This is a genomic window from Mesorhizobium sp. C264A (assembly GCF_040324515.1).
Taxonomy (GTDB): Bacteria; Pseudomonadota; Alphaproteobacteria; order Rhizobiales; family Rhizobiaceae; genus Mesorhizobium.
In genome coordinates this window covers 2525837-2551608 of sequence record NZ_JAMYVY010000002.1, presented here as the reverse complement: position 1 = coordinate 2551608, position 25772 = coordinate 2525837, and the positions used below count along the sequence as shown (strand labels likewise).

Genomic DNA, 25772 nt, shown 5'->3' with positions numbered 1-25772 from the left:
CCTTGGCCTTGCCCGGCCTCGGTTCGCTTTGTCTGCCTTGGCTTGGATGGGAGACCCGTCCGCACTGCCGGCAATGAAGGTGTGCCTCTTCAGTAACCCCGGTCTTTGGACGACCGGCAGAACACCAGAAAGGCCCGCACCGTCGTTGCTTCAAGGTGTCCTCGGGCTGGCGGTTGGCCGCTAGACCGACTGGAGGGGTTAGCTCCAGTTACCTTACCGATTTCCCTCACCATTCGAGGATCGGCGGACACCCACAGGCACGTGCGACTTTGGGCAAGCGCGATATAAGATCGAAAGATTTCACAATCAATAAAAATCGTATCCCAGGTTGTAAAATTTCCGGCATCGAACAATGCTGGGCCTACTGTATACGGATATCGAACGATGCCAGGCACGCACGGCCCGCTCAACGCCTTTCTTGACCTGCGCCGCATGCCGGTCGCCAATGCGGAACTGGGGCCGCTGGCCGGGCTCAGGCTGGCGGTAAAGGACATTTGCGACGTCGCCGGCTACCGCACCGGTTGCGGCAATCCGGTGAAGTTCGACGAGGCGCATGCCGCGTCCAGCACGGCACCGGCCGTGCAGATGATTCTCGACGCCGGCGCGCGCTTCATCGGCAAGACGCAGACCGACGAGTTCGCTTTCTCGCTGATGGGCCAGAACGCGCATTTTCCGTTTCCGGTGAACCCGGCCGCTCCCGATCGCGTCACCGGCGGCTCGTCCTCCGGATCGGCGGCGGCGGTGGCCGGCAAGCTTGCCGATATCGCCACCGGCTCCGACACCGGCGGCTCGATCCGCGCCCCGGCGAGCTTTTGCGGGTTGATCGGGCTGCGCACCACGCATGGCCGCATTTCGCTCGAAGGCACGATGAAGCTGGCGCCGAGCTTCGACACATTCGGCTGGTTCGCCGACGACATCGAGACCTATGAGACGATCGGCAAGCTGTTGCTTGGCCGCGACCCGCATCAGCATCCGCTCAACCGGCCGCTTTCGATCCGCTGGCTGGACGCTTTCGTGGCCGGCCCCGCCGAGGCAGCCGAATATGCCAGGATGAGAGCGCTGGCCGCCAGTCTTGTCGGTGAGCCGGCGCCGGTAGAGTACAGCTTCGCCTCCTTCCCCGACGAGCTCTACTGGTGCTTTCGCCGCCTCCAGGCCGCCGAGGCCTGGCAGCAGCATGGCGCCTGGATCATTTCGGGCGAGCGCGATCTCGGGCCGGGCGTCGAGGAGCGCTTTGGTTTCGGCCGGACAATCGACGAAAAGACCGCGCGGGCCGAGGCGGTGCGCCGCTTGACGTTCCGCTCCGAGCTAGCCGCGCTGCTCGGCCAGGACGGGTTTCTTGTCCTGCCTACCGTTCCAGGCCCCGCACCTCTGGTCAAAAGCGAGCCGCAGCAGCTCCAGGCCTACCGCGAAAGGGCCTTGCATCTTTTGTGCCTTTCGGGTCTTTCAGGCTTTCCGCAAATCACCCTGCCGCTGGGCTCGGTTGACGGCGCCCCTTTCGGCCTCTCGCTGCTCGGTCCTCCCGGCAGCGACATTGCCCTGATACGGCTCGGCCGGCGAATTCTCGATGCGGCACGAAAGGCTTGATGATGGATACACTGACCCGCATGCGCGCCTTCATCGACGTCGTCGAGGCCGAAGGCTTTTCGGCGGCCGCGCGCAAGATCGGTCGCTCCAAGGCGCTGCTGTCGAAATATGTGCGCGAACTCGAGGACGAACTCGGCGCGCTGCTGCTCAACCGCACCACGCGGCAGTTCTCGTTGACCGAGGCCGGCCATACCTATTACAGCCGCGCTTCGGAAATCGTGCGCGAGGTCGACAGCCTGGCCGACGCCGTGCGCGAATCCTCCGGTGACGTGCGCGGCAGGATCAAGCTGTCGGCGGCGCGCACCTTTGCCGATGCACCGATCGGCCAGTCGCTGATCGACTTCGCCAAGCAGCATCCCGACATCGTGCTCGACATCCATCTCGACGACCGTTTTGTCGATCTGGTCGAGGAAGGTTTCGATCTTGCCGTGCGCATCTCGCGCCTGGAGAACTCATCGCTGATCGCCCGCCGCCTGGGGCCGTTTTCGATCAAGCTTTGCGCCTCGCCGGAGCTGATCGCCAAGCACGGCAAGCCGACGCGCCCGCAGGATCTCGCCAACTTGCCCTGCATCGTCGACACCAATGGCCGCTCGCTCGCCAACTGGCGCTTCAGGGGCGATGGCGAGGAGCCAGTCAGTGTCAACGTATCGGGTCCGATCGAGGTCAACAGCCCGATGGCCGCGCGAGCCGCCGCCGTGTCGGGTCTGGGCTTCACCATCCTGCCGGATTTCATCGCCGCACCCGACCTCGCATCCGGGCTGCTGGTGTCCTTGCTCGACGACCGCATCCAGTCGGGCAGCGGCATTTTCGCCGTCTACCCGCACCGTCGCTATCTTCCGGCCAAGGTCCGTGTCTTCGTCGATTTCCTGGTGCAATGGTTCAAGAACCGCGAGAGCGCTTGAGCCGGTCCTGCCGTGCCGCGGTCCCAATTTCGCCCCGTTTCTGGTAACCTCTCGAAATCTCTCCGAGGCCGATGGAACAGCGACCGAGAATGCATCTGAAACGGCACGCAATCATGCTGGCTTCGGCCCTGGCGACGACTTTTGCCTCCGTCGGAGCGGCTGGCGCGCATCCTCATGTATTCGCCGAGGCCCGCCTCGACGTGATCCTCTCGCCGGATCACCAAAGTGTGAAAGCGCTGCGTCACCTCTGGCGTTTCGATGATCTGTTTTCGAGTACGGTGATGATGGAGTTCGACAAGAACTCCGACCTGAAGCTTGACGACAAGGAGCTGAAGGATGTCGCCGACACAGTTCATGCCTCGCTGGCCGAATTCAACTATTTCCAGCTCGTCACCGTCGACGGCAAGGACGTGCCTATGACGCCGCCACCGCATCTGATGGCCAATTTCGACAACGACCAGTTGATCATCCTGTTCGAATCCGAACCCAAGGTGCCGATCAAGCTCGCCGGCAGGATCGATTTCGGCGTCTACGATCCAACCTTCTACACAGCGATCGACTTCACCGAGGATAGCAACATCACGGTGGAAGGCCTGCCCTCGAACTGCACCAAGAGCGTCATCCGGCCTGATCCAGACGAGGCGATCAAGGAAAACCAGAAGACCCTGACGGACGCGTTCTTCAACGACCCGACAGGCACCGACATGAGCAAGATCTTCGCCACCAAGCTCGAACTGAATTGCCCGCCAGAAGGATAGATCCGGTGATGAAACCGTCCCTGCGTTTGGCATTCGGCCTCGTGGTCGCTGCCCTGCTGATGACGCACTTTCTCGGGCAGGCCCATGCCCAGAGCTCACTCGGCATCGGTGTCAATGACGGCATGGCGCCCACCACCGGCCCGTTCGCCCACATCCTGATGTGGATCAATCTGCGCCAGCAGGAATTCTACCGCGCATTGGCTACGGCGATGAAAGCAATGCGCGAGGACGGCAGCAAGATGTGGCTGCTGATCGGCCTGTCCTTCGCCTACGGCATTTTCCACGCCGCCGGCCCCGGCCACGGCAAGGCGGTGATCTCGTCCTACATGGTGGCCAATGAAGTGGCGCTCAGGCGCGGTATCCTGCTGTCCTTCGTCTCGGCGCTGCTGCAGGGCCTGACCGCGATCCTGGTGATGCTGCTTGCCTATTTCGTCCTGCGCGGCACCGCCATCTCGATGACCGACGCAGCCTGGTTCATGGAGATCATGAGCTATGTCTTCGTCACTTTGTTCGGCGCCTGGCTGCTGTGGCGCAAGCTCGGGCCTACGGTCCTGCGCTGGTTCGGCAAGGCGCCCGCCTACAGCCTGTCGGCAGCCCACGCCGGTCATTCCCATGGCGGCCATTCGCATGCCGCTCACAGCCACGCGGCGCATGCGCATTCGCATGCCTTGCATGTGCATCACGACCATTCGCATGATCATCACGATCACGCTGCGCACGACCACGACACACACGATCGTTCCCATCACGACCACGCTCATCACGATCACGCCGCTCACGATCACCCAGCCGGCGAGGTCTGTGATACGTGCGGCCACTCACATGCGCCCGATCCGGCGCTGCTGTCGGGCGACCGCTTCGACTGGCGCACGGCCTGGTCGGCTGTAGCCGCCGTCGGCATCCGCCCCTGCTCCGGCGCGCTGATTGTGCTGAGCTTCGCTTTGCTCAACGGCCTGTGGCTCGGCGGCCTGCTGTCGGTGCTGGCGATGTCGATTGGAACCGCCATCACAGTCTCGGCGCTGGCAACGATCGCAGTCACCGCCAAGAACTGGGCGGTCTATTTCGCCGGCGACGGCCGCATGGGCAACCGCATCCACACAGTCGTCGAAATCGGCGGCGCCGCCTTCGTCTTCCTGTTCGGGCTGTTGCTGTTGTCGGCGAGCCTGTCCGGAGCTGTGTGACCTCGGCGGGTCAGGCCTGACCCGCGATCATTCCGCCCAGCTCATCCTCGATATGAGCGCGGATGATTTCATCGAAACTGTTTTCGGCGCTGAAGCCGAGGTCCCTTGCACGGCGCGCCTCGAAGCGCGTCGGCCAACCCTTGACGATCGCCCAGATCGTTTCGTCGAGCTCCTCACGGATCAGGCTCGCCACCTCGGCGCCTGCAGTGCGCTCCAGCGCCTCGATCTGCTCGCCGACGGTGACGGCAACGCCGGGCATGGTGAGGTTGCGGCGCGGCCCGACAGCGGCACCGTCGAGCCCGGCGGCATGGATCAGGAAACCGACCGCAGAGCGCGGGCTGGCATGGGTGTGCAGCACCGAGCGCGGCACCGGCAGGATCGCCTCGTGGCCGCTCAGCGGCTCGCGGATGATGCCGGAGAAGAAACCTGACGCCGCCTTGTTCGGCTTGCCGGGCCGCACGCAGATGGTCGGCAGCCTTATGCCGATGCCGTCGAAGAAGCCGCGCCTGGAATAGTCGGCCAGCAGCGCTTCGCTCATCTGCTTCTGCGTGCCGTAGGAGGTCAGCGGCGTCGGATGAAAGTCGTCCGGGATGACATCGGGGAACGGCGCGCCGAACACCGCGATCGACGAGGTGAAGACGAGGCGCGGCGCAAAGTCTGCCAGCCGCACGGCGTCGAACAGCGCCCGTGTGCCGTCGAGGTTGACGCGGTAGCCGAGATCGAAATTCGCCTCCGCCTCGCCCGACACGATGCCGGCGAGATGGAACATGACGTCGGGGCGTGAGGCGACCAGGCTCTCGGCAGCACCGGCGTCGGCAAGGTCGCCCGTATGCGTGGCGATGCTGACGCCATCCATCGCCGGCGCTTGCGGCGGCACGATGTCGTGCAGGTCGAGCCCGGTGATCTTGCGGCCGTTGAGCGTGCCGTCCTTGGCCAGCCGGTCGACAAGTTTGCGGCCGACCATGCCGGCGGCGCCAGTAATCAGGATGCGCATTTCGAAAGCCTCTTATTTGCCCTTGTTCTGGTTGCGGCCCCGCAACCAGAACACCAGAAAAAATGCCAGCACGAAGGCGATGCCGACGATGCCGGCAAGTACGGTCGAGACATTGCCGACGGCCAGCATCACGGTCGGCAAATAGAACGCCGCGATGCCGAACAGCAGCATGATCCAGGCTGCGGCAATCAGCGCGTTTCGCGTGTCGCGGTCCATCATGCCGTCCCACCACAGCGGGAACTCGTCAACTCGGATGCCAATGCCATGAAATTCCCTGTCAGTGATAATGGCCGTGATGCGGTGGCGCACCATGGTCGTGGTCATGATCGTGCTCGTCACGGCTGTCGGCGCACTGGCCGAATTCCGGTTCAACCGTGGCGTGGCTGATGCCGTGTTCGGCGGCGAGCCGCTTCTTGATGGCGCTGACCGCCTGGTGCGGATCGACGCCATCGTTGAGGCAGGCATGCAGCGTCGCCATGTTGCTGGACCCGTCGAGCGACCAGACATGCATGTGATGCACTTCGCGCACGCCGTTGACGGTGCCGGCAATGTCCTTGGCGATGAGGTCGCGGTCGAGGCTTGCCGGTACGCCTTCGAGAAGGACGTGGGCGGCTTCGCGCATCAACGACCATGCGGTGGACAGGATCAGCACCGAGACCAGCACCGACAGAATCGGGTCGATCGGCGTCCAGCCGGTGGCCAGGATGACCAGCGCCGCCACGATCGCCGCCGCCGAACCGAGCAGGTCGCCCAGCACATGCAGGATGGCGCCGCGCATGTTGAGGCTGTCGTGGTCGCCGCCATGCAGCACGAAGAACGAGGCGAAGTTTACCAGAAGGCCGGCGATCGCCACCACCAGCATCGGCCCGCCCAGCACCGGCGCCGGCGTCATCAGCCGGCCCCAGGCTTCGTAGACGATCCACAAAGCAATGGCGAAGATGGCGATGCCGTTGGTGTAGGCGACCAGCGTCTTGACCCGGCCGAAACCATAGGTCAGGCGCACTGTCGCCGGCCGTCCGCCAAGATGGAAGGCGTACCAGGCAAGGCCAAGCGCGATCGAGTCGGCGAGCATGTGGCCGGCGTCGGCCAGCAGCGCCAGTGATCCCGTCAAAAGGCCGCCAAGCACTTCGGCCACCATGAAGCCGGCGGTCAGGCAGGCTGCGATCAGCACACGCTTCTTGTCGGTCGAGCCATGCACGTGGCCGGCGCCATGCCCAGCATGCGAACCATGATCATGGCTGTCCGCCATCGGAAAAAACTCCTGTTACGCGCCGAACTCGGCGCGGAAATCCTCGAGCCGCCGCTTCTGCCGGCCTTCGCCATCGAAATTGGCGGGATCGAGCCATGCCTCATAGGCTTTGCGCAGCGCCGGCCATTCCTTGTCGATGATCGAGTACCATGCGGTATCGCGGTTTTCACCCTTGACCACAAGATGCTGGCGGAAAATGCCCTCGAACTTGAAGCCGAACCGTTCCGCCGCGCGCTTTGACGGCTCGTTGCGGTTGTTGCATTTCCACTCGTAGCGGCGATAGCCGAGCCCGTCGAAAATATACTTCATGAACAGGAACTGCGCCTCGGTCGCTGCCGGCTTGCGCGAGATCAGCGGCCCCCAATAGATGTTGCCGATCTCGATGACGCCATAGGTGGGATCGATGCGCATCAGCGTCTGTCGCCCGGCGACCTTGCCGCTGGCCTTGTCGATGACGGTGAAGAACAGCGGATCCTCGCTCGCCTCGACCTTGTCCAGCCATGGCTGGAAATCGGCGCGGGTTTGCGGCGGGTAGTCGGGCAGCCAGGCAAAGCGTCCATCGATGTCGGGCACGGACGACGCCTCGTACAACCCATCGCCGTGCTTTTCGGCGCTCAGCGGTTCGAGCCGGACATAGCGGCCGTCAATGGGCTTGCGCTCGGGCCGCGGACGCGCTTGCCAATCTTTGAGATTTTCCGACACGCAAAACTCCAATCCGTTTGACTTTTGTGAGCAGACGCTCACAAAAACGCGACCTAACAGCAAGAACCACACGGACGGGAAAAATGCTCCACACGATTTCGGCCTTCGACCGCCTCGGCGAGGAAAACGCCTTTGCCGTGCTGGCGCGCGCCACTGCACTGGCTCAACAGGGCCGCGACATCGTCAATCTCGGCATCGGCCAGCCCGACTTCAAAACGCCGCAGCACATTGTCGAGGCCGCGATCAAGGCGCTGCGCGACGGCCACCATGGCTACACCCCGGCCAATGGCCTGCTGGCGACGCGCGAAGCGGTGGTGCGGCGCACGCTGACCACTACCGGCGTCGAAGTCTCGCCCGAGAATGTAATGATCCTGCCCGGCGGCAAGCCGACCATGTTCGCGGCCATCTTGATGTTCGGCGAACCCGGCGCCGAGATCCTCTATCCAGACCCAGGCTTTCCGATCTACCGCTCGATGATCGAGTTCACCGGCGCCGCGCCCATTCCGGTGCCGATCCGCGAGGAGAACGGCTTTGCCTTCTCGGCAGAAGAGACGCTGGCGCTGATCACGTCGAAGACCAGACTGCTAATCCTCAACTCACCGGCCAACCCGACCGGCGGCGTCACGCCGCGCGCCGAGATCGAGAAGTTGGTGGAGGGGCTGCAAGCGCATCCGCAGGTCGCTATCCTCTCCGACGAAATCTACGACGTCATGACCTATGACGGCGAGACGCATTTTTCGCTGCTCAATTTTCCGGAAATTCGCGACCGGCTGATCGTGCTCAACGGCTGGTCGAAGACATGGGCGATGACCGGCTGGCGCATGGGCTGGTCGATCTGGCCGAATGGCGACAAGGGCGGGCATCTCTACGACAAGGTCCGCAAGCTGGCGGTCAATTGCTGGTCCTGCGTCAACGCGCCGAGCCAGTTCGCCGGCATCGCCGCCATCGACGGCCCGCAGGACGATGTCGACAAGATGATGCGCGCCTTCGACAACCGCAGGAAGATCGTGGTCGAGGGGCTGAACGCGCTGCCCGGCGTCTCCTGCATTACGCCGAAAGGCGCATTCTATGCCTTCCCGAATGTTTCGAAGACCGGCTGGAAGGCCAAGAAGCTCGCCTCGGCACTGCTCGAGGAGGCCGGCGTGGCGCTGATCGGCGGCCCCGATTTCGGCATTCTCGGCGAAGGCTACATCAGGCTTTCCTACGCCAATTCCGAAGAGAACATCTTGCACGCGCTGGAGCGGATCGAGGCGTTTTTGAAGAAGTAGGCCTTCGGCTGTTCACCCACGCCCCACGAACGGCATCTTGGTCGCCATCACCGTCATGAACAGCACGTTGGCGTCGAGCGGCAGGCTGGCCATGTGGACGACGGCGTCGGCGACGCGCTGGACGTCCATCACCGCTTCGGCGGCGATGGTGCCATTGGCTTGCGGCACGCCGACCGTCATGGCATGCGCCATATCGGTCAGCGCGTTGCCTATGTCGATCTGGCCGCAGGCGATATCATAGGGCCGGCCGTCGAGCGCCAGCGTCTTGGTCAGCCCCGATATGGCGTGCTTGGTCGCGGTGTAGGGCACCGAGCCCGGCCGTGGCGCATAGGCCGACACAGAGCCATTGTTGATGATGCGGCCGCCCATTGGCTTTTGCTTGCGCATGACGCCGAAGGCGGCGCGGGCGCATAGGAACGATCCGGTGAGATTGACGCCGACAATATCGTTCCAGACCTCGACCGGGATCTCGTCGATCGGCGTCGACTTGTAGCTCATGCCGGCATTGTTGAAGAGCAGGTCGACGCGGCCGAAGGCTGCGGCCACCGTCTCGAACAGGTCATCGACTTCGCCGGCCTTGCTGATGTCGCAGGCAACTGCCAGCGCCTTGGCGTCCGCTTTCCCGGCTTCGGTAATGGCGGCGTCGAGCACCGCTTTGCGGCGGCCGCAAAACACCGTGTTCCAGCCCGCCTTGAGCAGCGCCGTGGCGACGCTCTTGCCGATGCCGGTGCCGGCGCCGGTGACGATGGCGGTTTTCTCTGTGAGGGCTGTCATGGATTTTGCTCCTGCGCGCCGCGCATCCCCGGCACAGATCGGGGTGCATCCGAATGCACCGACCCATCGCAAATGAGGGCGATCATGGCAAGCCGGACACTAATGCATGTCGCTCAAAAGTGGCCCCGGTTCTGAGAGAACGACATGCATCAGGACAAAAACATGAAGCGCCACGCGCTTTATGTGATCGGTCCGACAAAAAGGGCGGTCATTGGCGACCGCCCCCTGATCTGAACCGGGCTTGGGAGGAGGAAAAGCCGATCCGACTAACTAAAATCATGCGCTTCCTCGGTTAACGAGACGTTAACGCATTTTTTCCGGCCTCGGCGCCCCTGCCCCAGGCGCGCGGCTGCGTTGTCTACCAGCGCGGGTTCGGCGCCGTGCCTGACGGAACCGGCACCTTGGCCGCCGACACCGTCGCCTCGACATGATCGACGAGCGCATCCGGCAGGCCGAGCCGGCCGGCGAGCAGGTCGAGATAGCCGCGTTCGGCGCGCGTATCGGGGTCGATCGTCAGTCGCGACGCCGTGTAGAGCTCGAGCCTCTGCTCATCGGTCTTGGCGCCGGCGACCAGCGTATCGAGGTCGAGCGGGCTGTCCAGCTCGGCCATCAGAAACTTTTCCGCTTCCGTGCCGATGCCGGCCAGACTGAGCTTGCCGGCGATCTTTTGGCGTTCCGCGTCATCGACATGGCCATCGGCCTTGGCCGCCGAGATCATCGCCCGCACCAGGGTCAGCGTGAACTCGTCCTCCCCCTGTGGCGCCTGTGAAGGATGAAAGCCGGTGTCGGCGGGCGGCGGCAGCAATTCCGGCTGGCCGGCCGCCGGCGCCTGCTCGGGTGCATTGCCGGCCTTGTAATTCTGGTAGGCCTTGTAGGCGAGACCGCCGATCGCAGCCAGTCCGCCGAGCTTCACGGCCGTGCCGGTGACCTGCCGTCCCGTGCCGGTTCCAAGCAGCACCGCGGCCAGCGCACCGGCGGCCAGCGGATTGTCCTTGGCCATCTGCACAGCCTGCCCGGCCTTGTCGCGAACGGTGCCGGTTGTGCCGGGAACTTGCGAGCCGAGCAGATCGTCGAGAAGCTTCTTGGGGTCGAACATGGTGCCTCCAGAAAAGGGCCCGCGCCAAACGTGAACGGGCAGGTTTTGGACGTTGCAGAGGTAGGTCCCGCACACTGACATTACAATGACGGAGACGCGCTTTACTATCGGCGCCGGCAATGCCGCAAATCGGTGATCGGTGTGTCGATACCGGCCTCGGCTTGCGCTAATGTCGCCGCCGCATTGCCGAGGGAGGAACCTTGCCGTGACCGATCAACCTGGCCGGGAACCGGCGCGCGATCCGCAGGATCTGGAACGTTTGTTGATCGACCGGCAGTGGGCCGGAGACATTGACGGCATGGTGGCGCTGTTCCAACCCGATGCCGTCATCGACACCGGAGCAGCCGAATTGACGCGTGGCCACGAGGCGATCCGCGCTTTGTTCGAAGCCTTTGCCGCGAGCGGACGAAAGTTCCAGCGGGGCGAGCAGCGCCCGGCGGCCATTAACGGCGACCTCGCGTTGACGTCGACCAGGCTTGCCGACGGCTCGATAACCTCAGAGGTCGCGCGCCGGCAGGCCGACGGCACATGGCTGTGGGTGATCGACCGCTATTCTGTCGTGTGGTGATCCAGTCAGGGCGTCGGCGGCACTTAACTGCCGATATGTCCCCTGCCCTGCGCCTGCGCAAGTTCGACCTGGCGCTGGCGCTCGGCATAGCGGGTGCGATCCTCATCCGAGCGTGCCTCGTAGCAATGCGGGCATGACACGCCGGTGGAAAAATGCGGCGACAGCCGGTCCTCCGGCGTCAGCGGATGCCGGCAGGCGCGGCAGAGTTCGGCCTCGCCTTCGGTCAACCCATGCGACACCGAGACCCGCTCGTCGAAGACGAAACACTCGCCCTGCCACAGGCTGTCTTCGGCCGGGACCTCTTCAAGATATCTGAGGATGCCGCCCTTGAGATGGAACACATCCTTGAAGCCGAGCGACTTCACATAGGCCGTCGCCTTTTCGCAGCGGATGCCGCCGGTGCAGAACATCGCGACCTTGCGGCCGTCGAGTTGGTCGCGGTGTTTTTCCACCCAGGCCGGGAATTCGCGAAAGCTTGACGTGCGCGGGTCCACCGCGCCCTCGAACGTGCCTATCGACACTTCGTACGCGTTGCGTGTGTCGATGACGATGGTGCCGGGGTCCGAGATCAGCGCGTTCCAGTCGGCCGGCGCGACATAGGTCCCCGCACCCGTCGCCGGGTCGAGGTCTTCGACGCCCATGGTGACGATCTCGCGCTTCAGCCGCACCTTCATGCGATGGAACGGCATTTCGGCGGCCGTGCTGTATTTGACCTCGAGATCGGCAAGACCCTCGATGGCCTCGAGATAAGCGATCAGGTCGGCTATGTCGGTTTCGCTGCCGGCGACCGTGCCGTTAATACCTTCCTGCGCCAGAAGCAATGAGCCCTTGATGCCGCGCCCGCAGCAGAAGGCGGCAAGTGGCGTGCGCAAGACCCGCAGCGCCTCGAAGTCGCCCAGCCTCGCAAATTTGTAGAGTGCGGCAACGCGCACGGGTTCACGGTTGGTCATCGCCAAGCCACTAAACCGTGGTCAAAGCGGATTCAAGGCAGAGCTAAAGACACTTCGTCGGTATTCGCCCGCAGGCTCGTTGGCCGACATGTGACATCGCGGCAGGCCGGGTTTCGTGGACTCGGAATCGGCCTTCTGCTAATCGGTTGAAATCACCTAGGGAGAGACAAGCCAATGCTCAGCAAGACCGAAACGCTCCTGTCGCTGCTCAATGGCCAGCCGGTCATTCCGGTGCTGAAGATCGCCAATGTCGCGGACGCCGTCCCGCTCGCCCGGGCGCTGGCCGCCGGCGGCCTGCCGGCAATCGAGATCACGTTGAGAACCGCCGATGCGCTGGAAGCGATCCGCCGCGTCGCCGGTGAGGTCGAGGGCGCCATTGTCGGCGCCGGCACAATTCTCGATGCCAAGCAGTTCGACGAAGCAGCGGCCGCTGGCTCGAAATTCATCGTCAGCCCCGGCATCACGCGAGAGTTGCTGGCGGCGGCCAAGGACAGCGACGTTCCCTTGCTGCCCGGCGCCATCACGCCCGGCGAGATCATGGCTGCCCGCGAGGCCGGCCTGCGGTTCCTGAAATTCTTCCCGGCCGAACAATCCGGCGGCATCGCCTCGCTGAAGGCCTTTGCCTCGCCGCTGGCCGACGTGAAATTCTGCCCGACCGGCGGCATCTCGGCCAAGAACGCGGCCGACTATCTCAGCCTGTCCAACGTTATCTGCGTCGGCGGCTCGTGGGTGGCGCCGGACGAGTTGGTCAAGGCCGGCAAGTGGGATGAGATCGAGGCGCTCGCACAGACCGCGAGCAAGCTCGGAAAATAACCTCCGCTACTTTGTCTTTGCGCAATTCCCAAGGGAAGCGCTCCGCGCTTTCCCGGGAAAATCACAGTGTTCCCGGAATTGCACTTGGCACAAAAACCCGCCAGCTGCGCCGACCGGGTTTGCTACGCGTTGAGATTTTGGTTCCCGCTCATGGGCTCGAACCACGATTCACGCCTTCAAAGGGCGCTGTCCTACCATTAGACGAAGCGGGAATGCAGCTTGGTGGTTAGCATTCTGTGGCGATGGAAGCCAGTGCTCGAGATCTCGCTAAAAACAAAAGCCGCACGGGTTGCCCAGCGCGGCTTCGAGTCGATAACGCCCCGGTCACGCCCTTACTTCGTCTGGAAGCGGGCGACCGAAAGGAATTTTACGGCATTGCCGGTGAAGCGGTTGGCATCGGCCATCTGGTTGTCCGCCTGGAAGCCTGCGGTGTAGACCTCGCTCGGCGGCGTATGCACGATGTTGTAGGCATAGCGCGGCGCAGTCGTCGGGCTGGAAATGGTGGCGATGTTGTCGCCGCTGCTCAGCGCCCAGCGCGCCGCCTGCGGTTCGGCCTCCACCACCACTGCCTTCGGTCCTGGCTTCAGGTCGCGAGCCGAAGCCCTTGCTTCCTTGCGTGTCGTCTTGACGCCGGCGCCGATCACCGAGGCTGGATCGGTACCGGCGGGACGGGCAGCAATAGCACCGCGCGGCGATGCGGCATCGACACCTGACGGATCGTTGAACGCCGAGCGAGGCTCGAGCGACGCAACCTGATAGTCGTCGGTAGCACCGGCTGTATCGGCGGCGCTGGCCTGTTCGAGAACCGCCTTGACCTCGTCCGGACGCTGCGACGGCAGCACCGAGAACGCGTCGGTTGCGGTCTGCTTGTGGGCAGCCGTATCGGCCAGCGCCAGCAGAACGCCCTTGTCCTGCGGCGCAAGCTCAGCCGGCGGCGAAGAGCGGTCGGGACGCCAGGTCGGCAACGGGACGTTGACCGCGACCTGCGCCGGAGCGGCAGCTTGATCGGCCCCCTGGTCGGCATTGCTCGCATCGGCGGTGCCGAACGGCACATTGGCCGGCGCCTGCGCCGTCGCCACCGTCTGTTCGGTGGTGGCATCGGCCACGCCGAACGGCACGGTCTCAGGTTGTTGCGCGCCGACATCGGCCTTCGGCCGCGGTGCGAAAGCGGGCAGCGGCACTTCCTTGGCGGGCAGCGCGGCGATGATCGTCTCCGGCGTGTCCTGCGGCTCCGAATCGTCAGCGCTGTCGTCGGCAAGCTGCGGAATGTTGGCGCGCTTGGCGTTCTGCGGCGACACGATCGCGATGCCAGGCAGATTGCTGTTGTTGTTGCTCGTGGCAGCCAGCACCGGCTTCACGCTTCTCGGCGGCGGCGCGGCGGTAGCGACATCGGCGCTGTCGTCGGCTTCGTCTTCACCGCCACCGCCAAAGAACGCGGACAGGAAGCCACCGGATTTCTTGGTGCTGCCGCCTGCGCTGGCCATCATGATGGCAGGAGAACCGGCGCCCTTGCGCGCCTTGTAGGAGGCGAGCGCTTGGTCATAACCCGGCAACGGCCTGCCGTCGCTCGGCACATGCAGCGTCTTGCCATTGGGGAACAGGCTGACCAGTTCCTGGCGGCTGATGCCTGGCCAATGCCGCACATTGCCGACGTCCATGTGGACGAAGGGCGAACCCGACGACGGATAGTAGCCGACGCCGCCGCCCTGCATCTTCAGACCGATGTTGCGCAGCTTTTTCAGCGGCACACCCGGAATGTAGAAGTCCATCGCCTTGCCCAGCATATGCTGGCTTTCCTTGGCGACACCGCGGCTGCGGCTGCGCAGCATCGAATTGGTCGACGGCGAGCGATAGCCGCAAACGACCTGGATGTAGTCGGTGGCGCCGGCCTGCCGGTAAGCTTCCCACACCAGATCGAGCAGGCGCGGATCCATCTTGGTCGGTTCGTTGCGACGCCAGTCGCGCAGGATGATGTTGATCTTCCTGAGGCCTGCCGGATCGTAGCGGCCATTGCGCTTGTAGACGATCTCGGCCTTTTCGTGCGTGTGGAGGTGATAGAGCTTGAGCGAGCGCGTTTCAGCGCTGGCGCCGGCAGCAGTTGCGGCGAGGAAAGCGAACGCAACGATCAACGCTGCCAGCCATCTCGGCCAGACGCCCATGTGATCGCGCCGCCCGTTTCTGTGTCGTTCGACTTTGTTCAAATCAAAAGGCCTTGCAGGCTGCCGTTTGTCCCCGGATTTGTCCAAACGGATGCGTGGTTCTCACATCCGAATATCGATCCTAATGGTTAATCATCGCTTATTGAAGCCGAAATGCGGTAACACCGTGGCGATATCCCGTCAAAAATAATACACAGGATTTCTTGGTAAACTGCTGGTTTAGATCAAGATTCAGCCTTTTCCCGCTACACGATCTGTTACCGTTGGCCTTAATGCGTGAACAACGCTGTCCGCATCAGCCATATTCCCGCCCCAACCCTTATGCAGCGCCGATGTGGCATGGCAAGCTGGTCCCGGCCTTGCGTTGGCAAGCTGTGGAATTCGGCGTTCAGGAGGCAAGGCGGTCGAGGCGGCCGGTTTCCGGGTCGATGCCGTATTCCTTGAGCTTGCGGTAGAGCGTCGAGCGGCCGATGCCGAGACGCCGTGCGACCTCGCTCATCTGGCCGTTGTAATGGTCGATGGCGAGCTTGATCATTTCGAGTTCGACATCGGCCAGCGCACGCACATTGCCACGCTCGTCCAGCGCCCTCAATGTGCCGAAACGCTGAAGCAACCTGGCCGGAGGGGCGAGCTCGGCAGCTGCAGTACCGGCATCATCAGTCTGCGCGCCATCGCCTTGCGATCCGGTGCTCAAGGCCATGCCGGGGTCCGACAAGGACGCATCGGCGTCGAGATTGACGGTGCCGTCGACCTGCGCCCGGATCTGCGGAAATTCGTCAGTCGTGAGCACATCGCCTTCGGCAAGCACCGAGGCCCTGAACACGGCGTTTTCCAGCTGCCTGATGTTTCCCGGCCAATCATAGGCCTGCAGCATGGCCAGTGCGGCATCCGAGATGCCGTGCAGGCGATTGCCCGCCGGCGCCACCTTGTCCATGAAATGCTTGACCAGATAGGGGATGTCGTCGCGGCGGTCGCGCAGCGGCGGCACGACGATCGGGTAAACGTTGAGCCGGTAGAACAGGTCCTCGCGAAACTTGCCGTCCTTGACCTGCTGCAGAAGGTTGCGGTGCGTGGCCGAGATCAGCCTGATGTCGACCCTGACGGTGGAACGGCCGCCGACCGGATCGACCTCGCCATCCTGCACGGCGCGCAACAGCTTGACCTGCACGTCGAGCGGCAGGTCGCCGATCTCATCCAGGAACAGGGTGCCCGAATGCGCCTCGACGAACTTGCCGGTGTGCTTTTCGGTGGCGCCGGTGAACGAACCTTTTTCGTGACCGAACAGGATCGATTCGACCAGATTGTCGGGGATGGCGCCGCAATTGACGGTGACGAACGGCTTTGTGCGGCGTTCGCCGCTGCCCTGGATGGCGCGCGCCACCAATTCCTTGCCGACGCCCGATTCGCCCTCGATCAGGATCGGGATGTTGGAGGCCGCAGCCTTCTGGCCGAGGCGGATCACCCGGTCCATCGCCGGGCTGTGCGTGATCATGTCCTTGAAGGTCAGGTGGCCGCCGCGACGCCGCGACGTGCGCTTGACCTCGTCCTCGACCGCCTCGACCTTGAGCGCGTTGCCGACCGCGGTCTGCAGCCGGTCGGGAGACGCCGGCTTGACGACAAAATCGAAAGCGCCGTGGCGCATCGCCGAAACCACCGTTTCGATGCCGCCCTGCGCAGTCTGCACGATGACGGGAACGGTGATGCCGCGCTCGCGCATCGCCTTCAGCACGCCGATGCCGTCGAGGCCCGGCATGACAAGGTCGAGGATGACTGCCGAAATATCCCTCGCATTGGGTCCGTCAAGCGCGCTCAGACCGGCCTCGCCGCCATCGGCAACGATGGCGCTGTGGCCAAATTTCGTCACCGCCGCCTCGAGCAGCCGGCGCTGCACGGGATCGTCATCGACTATAAGAATGGAACCTGTCATGACTGATTTGAGTTGCCCGCCTGGGAAATTCCCATGGATCATCTTGGCACAGGGTTCTAAACAAGGTTTCAAAAAACCCGGTGAACGAATTCCTTAGGATTTGACCGGCTTGTCCTTTCCCCTTGATTCCAGAAGGTAATTGTTGATGAGCAGGATTCTCGGTCGGCAGCTTGCGGCGGTAGCGTCCGGTCAGGGCGCGGCGGAACTCGGCGACCTGCCGGAATGGAATCTCGCCGATCTTTATTCCGGCATGGAGGCGCCCGAACTGAAGCGCGACCTTGCCAAGGCGGCGGCCGATGCCGTCGCCTTCGAGAACCGCTGGAAGGGCACGCTGGCTGCGGAGGCCGAGCGCGGCAGCGCCGGCAGGCTTGGCGAGGCGCTGACAGCCTATGAGGCGCTGGAGGAACTGATCGGCCGCATCGTCTCCTATGCCGGCCTGATCTATGCCGGCAACACCGCCGATCCGCAGCGCGCAAAGCTCTATGGCGACATCCAGGAGAAGATGACCGACGCCAGCGCGCATCTTTTGTTCTTCGCGCTGGAGCTGAACCTGATCGACGACAAGGCGCTCGAAGCAGCCCTCGCCGCCGACGCCGGCTTTGCCCATTACCGCCCTTGGGTGCTCGACCTCAGAATGGACAAGCCCTACCAGCTCGAGGACCGGGTCGAGCAGCTTTTCCATGAGAAGTCGATCACCGGACGCGGTGCCTGGAACCGGCTGTTCGACGAGACGATGACCGATCTGCGCTTCGACATAGACGGCGAGGAACTGACGCTGGAGCCGGCGCTGAACCGCCTCCAGGACGCCGATGGGGAGGTCCGCCGCCGCGCCTCCGAAGCGCTGGCCGCAACCTTCCGCAAGAGCCTGCGCACCTTCACGCTGATCACCAACACGCTGGCCAAGGACAAGGAGATTTCCGACCGGTGGCGCGGCTTCGAGGACATCGCCGATTCACGCCATCTCGCCAACCGTGTCGAGCGCAGCGTGATCGACGCGCTGGCATCGGCCGTGCGCGAGGCCTATCCGCGCCTGTCTCATCGCTACTACGCGATGAAGGCGCGCTGGCTGGGCATGGAGGTGATGAACCACTGGGACCGCAACGCGCCCTTGCCCGAAACGCCGCAAGCGGTGATTCCTTGGGATGATGCCAGGAACACTGTGCTATCGGCCTATCAGCGCTTTTCCCCCGACATGGCGCAGATCGCCCGCACCTTCTTCGACCGCAACTGGATCGACGCGCCGGTCAGGCCCGGCAAATCGCCCGGCGCCTTCGCCCATCCGACCGTGCCTTCGGCGCACCCTTACGTGCTGCTCAACTACATGGGCAAGCCGCGCGATGTGATGACACTGGCGCATGAACTCGGCCACGGCGTGCATCAGGTGCTGGCCGGCGGCCAGGGCGCGCTGATGGCTTCGACGCCGCTGACTTTGGCCGAGACGGCCTCGGTGTTCGGCGAGATGCTGACCTTCCGTTCTCTGCTCGACCAGATCACCGACAAGCGCGAGCGCAAGGCGATGCTCGCCCAGAAGGTCGAGGACATGATCAACACGGTCGTGCGCCAGATCGCCTTCTACGAGTTCGAACGCAAGGTGCATGCAGAGCGCAAGAACGGCGAACTGACCTCCGATAAGCTCGGCCAGTTCTGGCTCGAGGTGCAGGCCGAAAGCCTGGGGCCGGCGATCAAGCTGCGTGAGGGCTATGAGGTCTTCTGGACCTACATCCCGCACTTCGTCCACTCCCCCTTCTACGTGTACGCCTATGCCTTTGGCGACTGCCTGGTGAACTCGCTCTACGCGGTCTACCAGAACGCCGAGCACGGCTTCCAGGACAAGTATTTCGAGATGCTGCGCGCCGGCGGCACCAAGCATCACTCGGAGCTTCTCGCCCCCTTCGGCCTCGACGCCACCGACCCCGCCTTCTGGCAGATAGGGCTTGGCGTGATCGGCGGCCTGATCGACGAGCTGGAAGCGCTCGACAGTTAATGCGCGCACCCATTGGACCGATGGCGCAGAGTGACAGGTTCAGGAGCGGCCTCGACTTTGCGGAATCGCAGAACAGTTTAGCCGGAATGCATGTGACGGCAGCGCTGTTCTTGTTCTAAATACCTGTTCTTGAATAACTCTCCGGCGAAATTTTCCGTTAGCTTTCCCGAAGCCGTATGATAGCTTTCCGACCGAAGCTCAGCCGGGCGCGCGGCTTAAGGCCGGACAGCATCCCGGCCCATGGCAGCGGTCTGACGAATGCGACAGCGACGGTTGGCAATGGGCGGCAAAGCCGAACGCCGACACTCGACGACAGACCGGCTGTTCCCTGAGCCGCCGAACCACATTGGATGATCCGATCTGCCAAGGTCATGACTTGGGACGGCGGCGGACGGATCCGACTGGAGAGAGACGATGACCTTCTTTTACATTGTCCTGGCGTTCCTTGTAGGTGTGTTGGTTGGCTGGTTTATCTGGGGCCGGCTGCGCGGCGAACTTGACAGCCTGCGCGGCGATCTCGACCGCACCCGCAGCGAGCGGGACAGACTGCGCGCCGACGCCGATCGCCTGACTGGCGAACTCGACGCCTGCGGCAAGACCCGCGCCGATCTCGAACGGCGGCTGCGTGAAACATCAGCTCCATCCGCCAAGCCTTCAAGTTCGGCGCCGGCCGCCCTGGTATCGACAGCGGCAACGGCCAAGTCCGCCCCGGCCGCGAAACCGACCCCCGCCAAACCCGCCGCGGCCAAACCAGCTGCGGCCAAATCCGCGGCCGCAAAACCAGCGGCCAGCAAACCTGCCGCCGCCAAGGCCGCGCCCAAAGCCGCGGCTTCAAAGCCCGCCGCCGTCCCGAAGAAGGCCGCCCCGGCAGCTGGAAAGGCCGACAATCTGCGTCGCCTGATCGGTATCGGCCCGGTCAACGACAAACTGCTCAAGGGCCTTGGCGTCACGACCTACGCGCAGATCGCCGGCTGGACCGCGGCCGACGTCAAGCGCATCGAGGACACGCTGAATTTCGACGGCCGCATCGCCCGCGAAAAGTGGGTCGAGCAGGCCAAGCTGCTTGCCGCCGGCGACGAAAAGGAGTTCGCACGCCAATTCCCGAGCGCCGGGACCGCCAACAACAGCTGATCCGTCATCGGCAACATAACCAGAAGGCGGCGCTCTCGGGCGCCGTCTTTGTTTTTGCATTCGCCACTGTCTTTGCGCCCTGCGACGCCGCTCCTTCGATTGCACGCCGCCCGGCCCCCATATAGAGCGGTTCTGGCGTCATCGACCGCAGTACCCGAGCCCCATGCCCCTGCCCTCTGCCATTTTCCGCAACGATGAAAGCGGCCGTCAGTTGGTCTTCGACCACCAGGCCGACATCATCATTGCCTATGATGCCAAGGATTTTCTGCCGGCGCTGGTGGCCGCGCAGGCGGCGAGCGATGCCGGCAAATGGCTGGCCGGCTATTTCTCCTACGAAGCGGGCTATCTGCTCGAACCGAAACTGGTGCCGCTGCTGCCTGAAGGCCGGCGCGCGCCACTGGTTTGTCTGGGTGTGTTCGATGCTCCGGTCGAAGAGGCCGTGCCGCGCAACGATGCGCCGGCCACCAATGGCCCCATCTTCGACGCCAAGGCCAGTTGGTCCGCTCAGGACTACGCCAAACGCTTCGCGCGCCTTCACGACCACATCCGCAAGGGCGATTGCTACCAAGGCAACCTGACCTTTCCGGTCCGTGCCCAATGGTCGGGCGATCCGCTTGCTGCCTTCGACGCACTGACAGGACGCCAGCCGGTCAAGTATGGCGCGCTGATTTCGCTCGGCGATCCCATCGTCTTGTCGCGTTCGCCCGAGCTGTTCTTCGAGATCAATGCCGAAGGCATGATCGAAACCCATCCGATGAAGGGTACCGCACCGCGCGGCGCGACCAAGGCCGAGGACGCGCGGTTGAAGTCCTTCTTGCGCAGCGACGAAAAGAACCAGGCCGAGAACCGAATGATCGTCGATCTCCTGCGCAATGACATCTCGCTGATCAGCGAGGTCGGCACGCTGGAAGTGCCGGAACTGTTCCGCATCGAGAGCTACCCGACCGTCCATCAGATGGTGAGCCGTGTGCGGGCGAAGCTTCTGCCTGATCTCGGCATCCGCCAAATCTTTGGCGCGCTGTTTCCCTGTGGCTCGATCACCGGCGCACCGAAAATCCGCGCCATGGAAATCCTGCACGAGCTGGAAGAGACACCGCGCGACGTCTATTGCGGCGCCATCGGCTGGATCGCGCCTGCCGGCATGATGCGCTTTTCGGTGGCGATCCGCACCATATCGCTCTTTTCCAGTGGCGAGGCCGTTTACAATGTCGGCGGCGGCATCGTCTTCGATTCGACGGCGCAAGAGGAGTATCAGGAGTGTCTGCTGAAGGCGCGCTTCGCGACGGGGACACCGCCGATTTCGAGCTGATCGAGACGATGCGCTGGGAGCCCGGCCAGGGCTTTCTGCGCTTCGAACGCCATCTCGCGCGCCTTTATGGCTCGGCGGAAGAACTCGGCTTTGCCTGCGATCCGCAGCGGATCGGCGAGGTGCTGGCGAATACTATCGGGCCGCAGCAAAAGGCGCTGCGCACCCGGCTCGTCCTGCAGCGCGATGGCGAAGTGACCGCCTCGGTCCAGCCCTATGAGCCGTTCGCCGCCGACAAGGTCTGGCGGCTGCAGCTGGCACGGGTGCGGCTCTCCTCCACCGACACGCTGCTGCGCCACAAGACCGGCCGGCGGCAAGTCTACACTCACGCCCGCTCCGAATATCTGATCACCCAGGCCGACGAAGTGTTGCTCGCAAATGAGCGCAGTGAAATCTGCGAAGGCACCATCACCAACGTCTTCGCCGATTTCGGTGATGGCATGCTGATGACACCCAGGCTCGACTGCGGCCTGCTGCCTGGCGTATTGCGCGCCGAGCTGCTGGACGAAGGCCGCGCCCAGGAGGCGATCTACAGCTATGACGAGTTGAAATCCGCCAAAACACTGTTCGTCGGCAATTCTCTGCGCGGCTTGATCCCGGCAACATTGGCCTGATACGAAGCGGCTGCGAGAATAACCGCCGGCATTGGACACTTTCTAGCGAAGCATGAATTCTCGTCAGCCCACGCACACGCCCTATGATGGCTCCTCAAAGCTCTTCACCATCGGGCTGAAGCCGCTCGAACTCGACAAGTGGATCGAGGTCGACCGGTATCTCTTCGACCATCTCGCCGAAAAGCGCCGGCTGTATGCCGAAATCCCCGACAAGGTGTTTGTCGAGGAAGACGGCACGCGCGACGCCCAGCGCGAAGTGCGCGGCCTCATCGAAGCACATCTGCTGTCGACATTTCCCGGGATGTACCGGCGCACCAATGCCGGGGTTGAGGTCATTGGCGCCAAAGCCGACTCTGACGCCACCTTCCCCGATGCCCCGCTGGTCGCAGCGTCGCTGCTCGTCCAGGAAGACCTGATCCTGATGCGCCGTGACGACACCGGCTGGCGACTCGCCGCCGGCTCGCTGTGCTTCCCGTCATCCTGGTCGCTGGTCGAAAAATTCGGCCGGCCGCTGCAGCAGATCCACGCACCGGTGCCGGGCTTCGGTCCGGGCACCAGGCCGGCCGAGCTCATCAACCGCATGTTCGACGGCCTGCAGGGTCAGGCTGTCGAACGCTTCAACTGGTCGATCCAGGCCGACGACGCGCTCTATCATCCGCTCTCCAATGTCGAGCGCATCGACCGCGCCACCAGGCGCCCCTCGCGATTTCCCGACGGCGACGTCAACACCCACGCCTTCATCCGCGTCGAGCGCCAGACGCTGCGCAAACTGCCTCTGTCGCGCGACATCCTGTTCACCATCCGCATCCACCTCGACCCGCTGAAAGTGCTGGCGCGGCATCCCGACCGGGCAACGCTTGCCGCCTCTTTCGCGGCGCAATTGCAGGCGCTGGATGAGGCTCAACTCGACTATAAGGGGATGACGTCAGACCGTGACAGGCTGGTGCAACGCCTGCAAGCCATGACGCTGGAGTGACGATGATCCGAAAAATCCTGGAGCAAGCCGTATTGCTCGGTGCATTGCTGGCGTTGCCGGCAACGGCGCTCGCCGACCCCGTCACCTATGCCGGCAAGCTCGGCAACATCGACATCGTCGTCGAGTTTACCGGCGATCCGGCGACGGCTGGAGAGGCACTGGCGGCGCGCTATTTCTACCGCTCCAAGGGCATCGATATTCCTCTGCAGGCGAAGTCGAGCAAGGGCGCCACCTTTCAATTGGCCGAGGAAGAAGCCTGCGATGCCAAGAAGTGCGGCGACGGCCAGGCTCCACCCATCGGCGCCGTCTGGCGGTTGAGTCCCGCCGACAAGGGCAAGACGCTGGAAGGCACCTGGACGGCCAAAAAGACCCTGCCGCTGAAGCTGACAAGGATCGCCAGCCGTGCCCAGACAGAGACGCCGGCGACGACGCCACGCGATCTCTATGATTTCACCGACATGACATTCTCGGGTGACGATGCGCCGATCACCATGGCGGCATCGCCCTACGACTATCTCAAGCTGGATTTCGCGCCCGAGGCAGACGCCAAGGAAGGTTGGCCGGATGCAGCCTACAGCTATGTCACCGATCCGCGCACCAAATTCGCCAGGCCGCGCATCGTCGATCTCGCCGGCGGCGCGCCGATCGAAGCCGCCAATGCCTTGCTGCAGAACCGCCATTGGCATGACAGCCTCAGCGCCTTGACGTGCGCGGCGCTGCAATACGCCGGCTTCCACGATGGACCACCGATGGAGGGCATGGATGACGATTCGCTTGGCGGCTATGAAGACTCGACGTTCAAAGTTACGTCATTGACGCCGAAGCTGATGAGTTGGTCCGAATCCGGCAGCCTCTATTGCGGCGGTGCGCATCCGAACAACTATTCCGACGCCTATGTCATGGACGTGCGCCGTGGCGCCTTGCTTACCCTTCAGGACATGTTTTCCGATACGGTCGACGGCAAGCCAGGCCCCTCGCTGGCCACCTTCGTCAAAGAGAAGCGCAAGAAGCCCAGCGACCAGACCGAGGTGGATTACGAGGCCGAATGCGGCATCGACGATTTGATCGGCGACTATCTCGGCGCCAGCCTGAAGCGCGATGGCGACAGGCAGGTTCTGGTCTTCGGCCTGCAAGGTTTGCCCAACGTCATCCAGGCTTGCGGCGGCGATCTCGTTGAAATGCCGGTCTCCGAAGCACAAGCGCTGTTCACACCGGAATTCGCGAAACTGCTCGAACCGTAGGCGCATCTGCGCCGTCGGGAACTAACCTTATCCCTGCTTTTCGCTTTATTGTGACAATGATCTATGGTTTGTCGCGCGGCGGTCGAACGGCCGTTTGGCGCGTTGCTTGAAGGAGTGCTCGATAAAATGGCGAATGAAAACTGGCCCGTTTACGGTGAAATCACCGGCCCTGTCGTGATGATCGGCTTTGGTTCGATCGGACGGGGAACGCTGCCTCTGATCGAGCGCCATTTCAAATTCGACAAGTCGCGCATGACGGTCATCGACCCGCTCGACACCGACCGCAAGCTGCTCGACGAGCGCGGCATCGCCTTCGTCCAGGAGCACGTGACCGAGAAAAACTACAAGAAACTGTTGACGCCGCTTTTGACCAATGGCGGCGGCCAGGGCTTTTGCATCAATCTGTCGGTCGATACCGGCTCGGTCGACCTGATGCGGCTCTGCCGCAAGCTCGGCGTGCTCTACATCGACACCGTCGTCGAGCCGTGGCGCGGCTTCTATTTCGACGCCAAGGCCGACAATGCCAGCCGCACCAACTACGCGCTGCGCGAAGCCTTGATCAAGGAGAAGCACGACAAGCCCGGCGGCGCTACCGCGGTTTCGACCTGTGGCGCCAATCCGGGCATGGTCTCGTGGTTCGTCAAGCAGGCGCTGCTGAACCTTGCCGGCGACCTCGGCCTCGAGTTTTCCGAACCGGCGCAGGACGACCGTGACGGCTGGGCGAAGCTGATGAAGAAGGCCGGCGTCAAGGGCATCCACATCGCCGAGCGCGACACCCAGCGCACCAAGAAGCCGAAGCCGATGAACGTGTTCTGGAACACCTGGTCGGTCGAGGGTTTCATCTCGGAAGGGCTGCAGCCGGCCGAGCTCGGCTGGGGCACGCATGAGAGATGGATGCCGAAGAACGGCAAGGAGCACAAGCATGGCTCCAAGGCTGCGATCTATCTCGAACAGCCCGGCGCCAACACCCGCGTGCGCTCCTGGTGCCCGACGCCGGGCGCGCAATACGGTTTCCTGGTGACGCACAATGAGGCGATCTCGATCGCCGACTTCTTCACCGTGCGCGGTAAGAAGGGCAAGGTCCAATACCGCCCGACCTGCCATTATGCCTATCACCCCTGCAACGACGCCGTGCTGTCGCTGCACGAAATGTTCGGCGCCGCCGGCAAGGCGCAACCCGTGCACCATGTGCTGGACGAAAACGAGCTGGTCGACGGCGTCGACGAGCTTGGCGTGCTGCTCTACGGCCATGCCAAGAACGCCTACTGGTACGGTTCGCAGCTGTCGCTGGCCGAAGCCCGCAAGCTGGCGCCCTACCAGAACGCTACCGGCATGCAGGTCACCTCGGCCGTGCTCGCCGGCATGGTCTGGGCGCTGGAAAACCCGGAAGCCGGCATCGTCGAGGCCGACGAGATGGACTACAAGCGCTGCCTGGAAGTGCAGTCCCAGTATCTCGGACCGGTCAAGGGCTACTACACCGACTGGACGCCGCTCGATAACCGTCCGGGCCTGTTTCCCGAGGACCTCGACAAAAGCGACCCGTGGCAATTCCGCAACATCCTCGTTCGATAGCGGTTCCATACCCCTGCCCCACT

23 protein-coding genes and 1 tRNA gene are annotated in these 25772 nt (G+C 63.5%); 14 read left to right on the top strand and 10 right to left on the bottom strand.

From position 1 onward, the window contains the following. The first annotated feature begins 384 nt into the window (after positions 1-384). The 4 genes from NKL04_RS31525 to NKL04_RS31510 all read left to right on the top strand — a co-directional run bounded on the left by NKL04_RS31525 (position 385) and on the right by NKL04_RS31510 (position 4425). Positions 385-1584: an amidase gene (locus NKL04_RS31525; RefSeq protein ID WP_023701056.1), complete on the top strand. Its 1200-nt coding sequence runs from the start codon at positions 385-387 to the stop codon at positions 1582-1584. Between the two features lie 2 nt (positions 1585-1586). Further along, on the top strand, positions 1587-2486 hold the full coding sequence (locus NKL04_RS31520) for a LysR family transcriptional regulator (RefSeq protein ID WP_023701055.1): 900 nt from the start codon (positions 1587-1589) through the stop codon (positions 2484-2486). Positions 2487-2575: 89 nt separating this feature from the next. After that, positions 2576-3244, top strand: coding sequence for a DUF1007 family protein (locus NKL04_RS31515; RefSeq protein ID WP_023701054.1), 669 nt, complete (start codon positions 2576-2578; stop codon positions 3242-3244). A gap of 8 nt (positions 3245-3252) precedes the next feature. Further along, positions 3253-4425, top strand: a complete 1173-nt coding sequence (locus NKL04_RS31510) for a nickel/cobalt transporter (protein ID WP_488377161.1) — start codon at positions 3253-3255, stop codon at positions 4423-4425. A gap of 10 nt (positions 4426-4435) precedes the next feature. Here NKL04_RS31510 and denD read toward each other — a convergent pair whose 3' ends face one another. Genes denD through NKL04_RS31490 form a run of 4 tightly spaced genes read right to left on the bottom strand, consistent with a single transcriptional unit; the run spans position 4436 to position 7370 of the window. Further along, complete coding sequence (gene denD, locus NKL04_RS31505) at positions 4436-5419, bottom strand: D-erythronate dehydrogenase (RefSeq protein ID WP_023701052.1); 984 nt, start codon at positions 5417-5419, stop codon at positions 4436-4438. Positions 5420-5431: 12 nt separating this feature from the next. After that, positions 5432-5638, bottom strand: coding sequence for a hypothetical protein (locus NKL04_RS31500; RefSeq protein ID WP_023701051.1), 207 nt, complete (start codon positions 5636-5638; stop codon positions 5432-5434). Between the two features lie 58 nt (positions 5639-5696). Further along, a complete protein-coding gene (locus NKL04_RS31495) occupies positions 5697-6668 on the bottom strand; it encodes a cation diffusion facilitator family transporter (protein WP_023701050.1) in 972 nt (323 codons plus the stop codon). 15 nt (positions 6669-6683) lie between these two features. Further along, a complete protein-coding gene (locus NKL04_RS31490; RefSeq protein WP_023701049.1) occupies positions 6684-7370 on the bottom strand; it encodes a GNAT family N-acetyltransferase in 687 nt (228 codons plus the stop codon). An 83-nt stretch (positions 7371-7453) separates the two neighbouring features. Between NKL04_RS31490 and NKL04_RS31485 the strand changes: the two genes are divergently transcribed. Further along, the gene (locus NKL04_RS31485) at positions 7454-8638 is read left to right on the top strand and encodes a pyridoxal phosphate-dependent aminotransferase (RefSeq protein ID WP_023701048.1); all 1185 of its coding nucleotides are present in this window, start codon (positions 7454-7456) and stop codon (positions 8636-8638) included. A gap of 12 nt (positions 8639-8650) precedes the next feature. Here NKL04_RS31485 and NKL04_RS31480 read toward each other — a convergent pair whose 3' ends face one another. Continuing rightward, positions 8651-9412 (bottom strand): SDR family oxidoreductase, encoded by a 762-nt coding sequence (locus tag NKL04_RS31480; RefSeq protein ID WP_023671933.1) that lies wholly within the window; start codon positions 9410-9412, stop codon positions 8651-8653. 358 nt (positions 9413-9770) lie between these two features. After that, the gene (locus NKL04_RS31475) at positions 9771-10508 is read right to left on the bottom strand and encodes a tellurite resistance TerB family protein (RefSeq protein WP_023671935.1); all 738 of its coding nucleotides are present in this window, start codon (positions 10506-10508) and stop codon (positions 9771-9773) included. Between the two features lie 205 nt (positions 10509-10713). On the opposite strand from NKL04_RS31475, the gene NKL04_RS31470 reads away from it, so the two are divergent. Further along, positions 10714-11076, top strand: a complete 363-nt coding sequence (locus tag NKL04_RS31470; protein WP_023701047.1) for a YybH family protein — start codon at positions 10714-10716, stop codon at positions 11074-11076. A 23-nt stretch (positions 11077-11099) separates the two neighbouring features. On the opposite strand, the gene trhO is transcribed toward NKL04_RS31470, so the two are convergent. Continuing rightward, positions 11100-12026, bottom strand: coding sequence for an oxygen-dependent tRNA uridine(34) hydroxylase TrhO (gene trhO, locus NKL04_RS31465; protein ID WP_023701046.1), 927 nt, complete (start codon positions 12024-12026; stop codon positions 11100-11102). 174 nt (positions 12027-12200) lie between these two features. On the opposite strand from trhO, the gene NKL04_RS31460 reads away from it, so the two are divergent. Beyond that, a complete protein-coding gene (locus NKL04_RS31460) occupies positions 12201-12839 on the top strand; it encodes a 2-dehydro-3-deoxy-phosphogluconate aldolase (protein ID WP_023701045.1) in 639 nt (212 codons plus the stop codon). A gap of 138 nt (positions 12840-12977) precedes the next feature. On the opposite strand, the gene NKL04_RS31455 is transcribed toward NKL04_RS31460, so the two are convergent. The 3 genes from NKL04_RS31455 to NKL04_RS31445 form a co-directional block, all read right to left on the bottom strand. Further along, positions 12978-13051, bottom strand: a tRNA-Gln gene (locus tag NKL04_RS31455). 120 nt (positions 13052-13171) lie between these two features. Further along, positions 13172-14998 (bottom strand): peptidoglycan L,D-endopeptidase MepK, encoded by a 1827-nt coding sequence (mepK, locus tag NKL04_RS31450; RefSeq protein WP_023701044.1) that lies wholly within the window; start codon positions 14996-14998, stop codon positions 13172-13174. 388 nt (positions 14999-15386) lie between these two features. Then, on the bottom strand, positions 15387-16925 hold the full coding sequence (locus NKL04_RS31445; protein WP_023671940.1) for a sigma-54-dependent transcriptional regulator: 1539 nt from the start codon (positions 16923-16925) through the stop codon (positions 15387-15389). A 145-nt stretch (positions 16926-17070) separates the two neighbouring features. Between NKL04_RS31445 and NKL04_RS31440 the strand changes: the two genes are divergently transcribed. From NKL04_RS31440 to NKL04_RS31410, 7 genes are all read left to right on the top strand, one after another. Beyond that, positions 17071-18909: a M3 family oligoendopeptidase gene (locus NKL04_RS31440; protein ID WP_023701043.1), complete on the top strand. Its 1839-nt coding sequence runs from the start codon at positions 17071-17073 to the stop codon at positions 18907-18909. Positions 18910-19323: 414 nt separating this feature from the next. Then, positions 19324-20040, top strand: coding sequence for a helix-hairpin-helix domain-containing protein (locus NKL04_RS31435; RefSeq protein ID WP_023671943.1), 717 nt, complete (start codon positions 19324-19326; stop codon positions 20038-20040). Positions 20041-20203: 163 nt separating this feature from the next. Further along, on the top strand, positions 20204-21349 hold the full coding sequence (locus tag NKL04_RS31430) for an aminodeoxychorismate synthase component I (protein WP_023701042.1): 1146 nt from the start codon (positions 20204-20206) through the stop codon (positions 21347-21349). Next, positions 21298-21960 carry an aminotransferase class IV family protein gene (locus tag NKL04_RS31425; protein ID WP_031209375.1) on the top strand — a complete coding sequence of 221 codons (663 nt, stop codon included), beginning with the start codon at positions 21298-21300 and terminating at the stop codon, positions 21958-21960. Before NKL04_RS31430 ends, NKL04_RS31425 begins: the two co-directional genes overlap by 52 nt. A gap of 52 nt (positions 21961-22012) precedes the next feature. Beyond that, positions 22013-22936, top strand: coding sequence for a heme-dependent oxidative N-demethylase family protein (locus tag NKL04_RS31420; protein WP_023701040.1), 924 nt, complete (start codon positions 22013-22015; stop codon positions 22934-22936). 2 nt (positions 22937-22938) lie between these two features. Then, positions 22939-24177 (top strand): hypothetical protein, encoded by a 1239-nt coding sequence (locus NKL04_RS31415; protein WP_023701039.1) that lies wholly within the window; start codon positions 22939-22941, stop codon positions 24175-24177. Between the two features lie 126 nt (positions 24178-24303). Continuing rightward, positions 24304-25749, top strand: coding sequence for a homospermidine synthase (locus tag NKL04_RS31410; RefSeq protein WP_023833567.1), 1446 nt, complete (start codon positions 24304-24306; stop codon positions 25747-25749). The last annotated feature ends 23 nt before the right edge of the window (positions 25750-25772 follow it).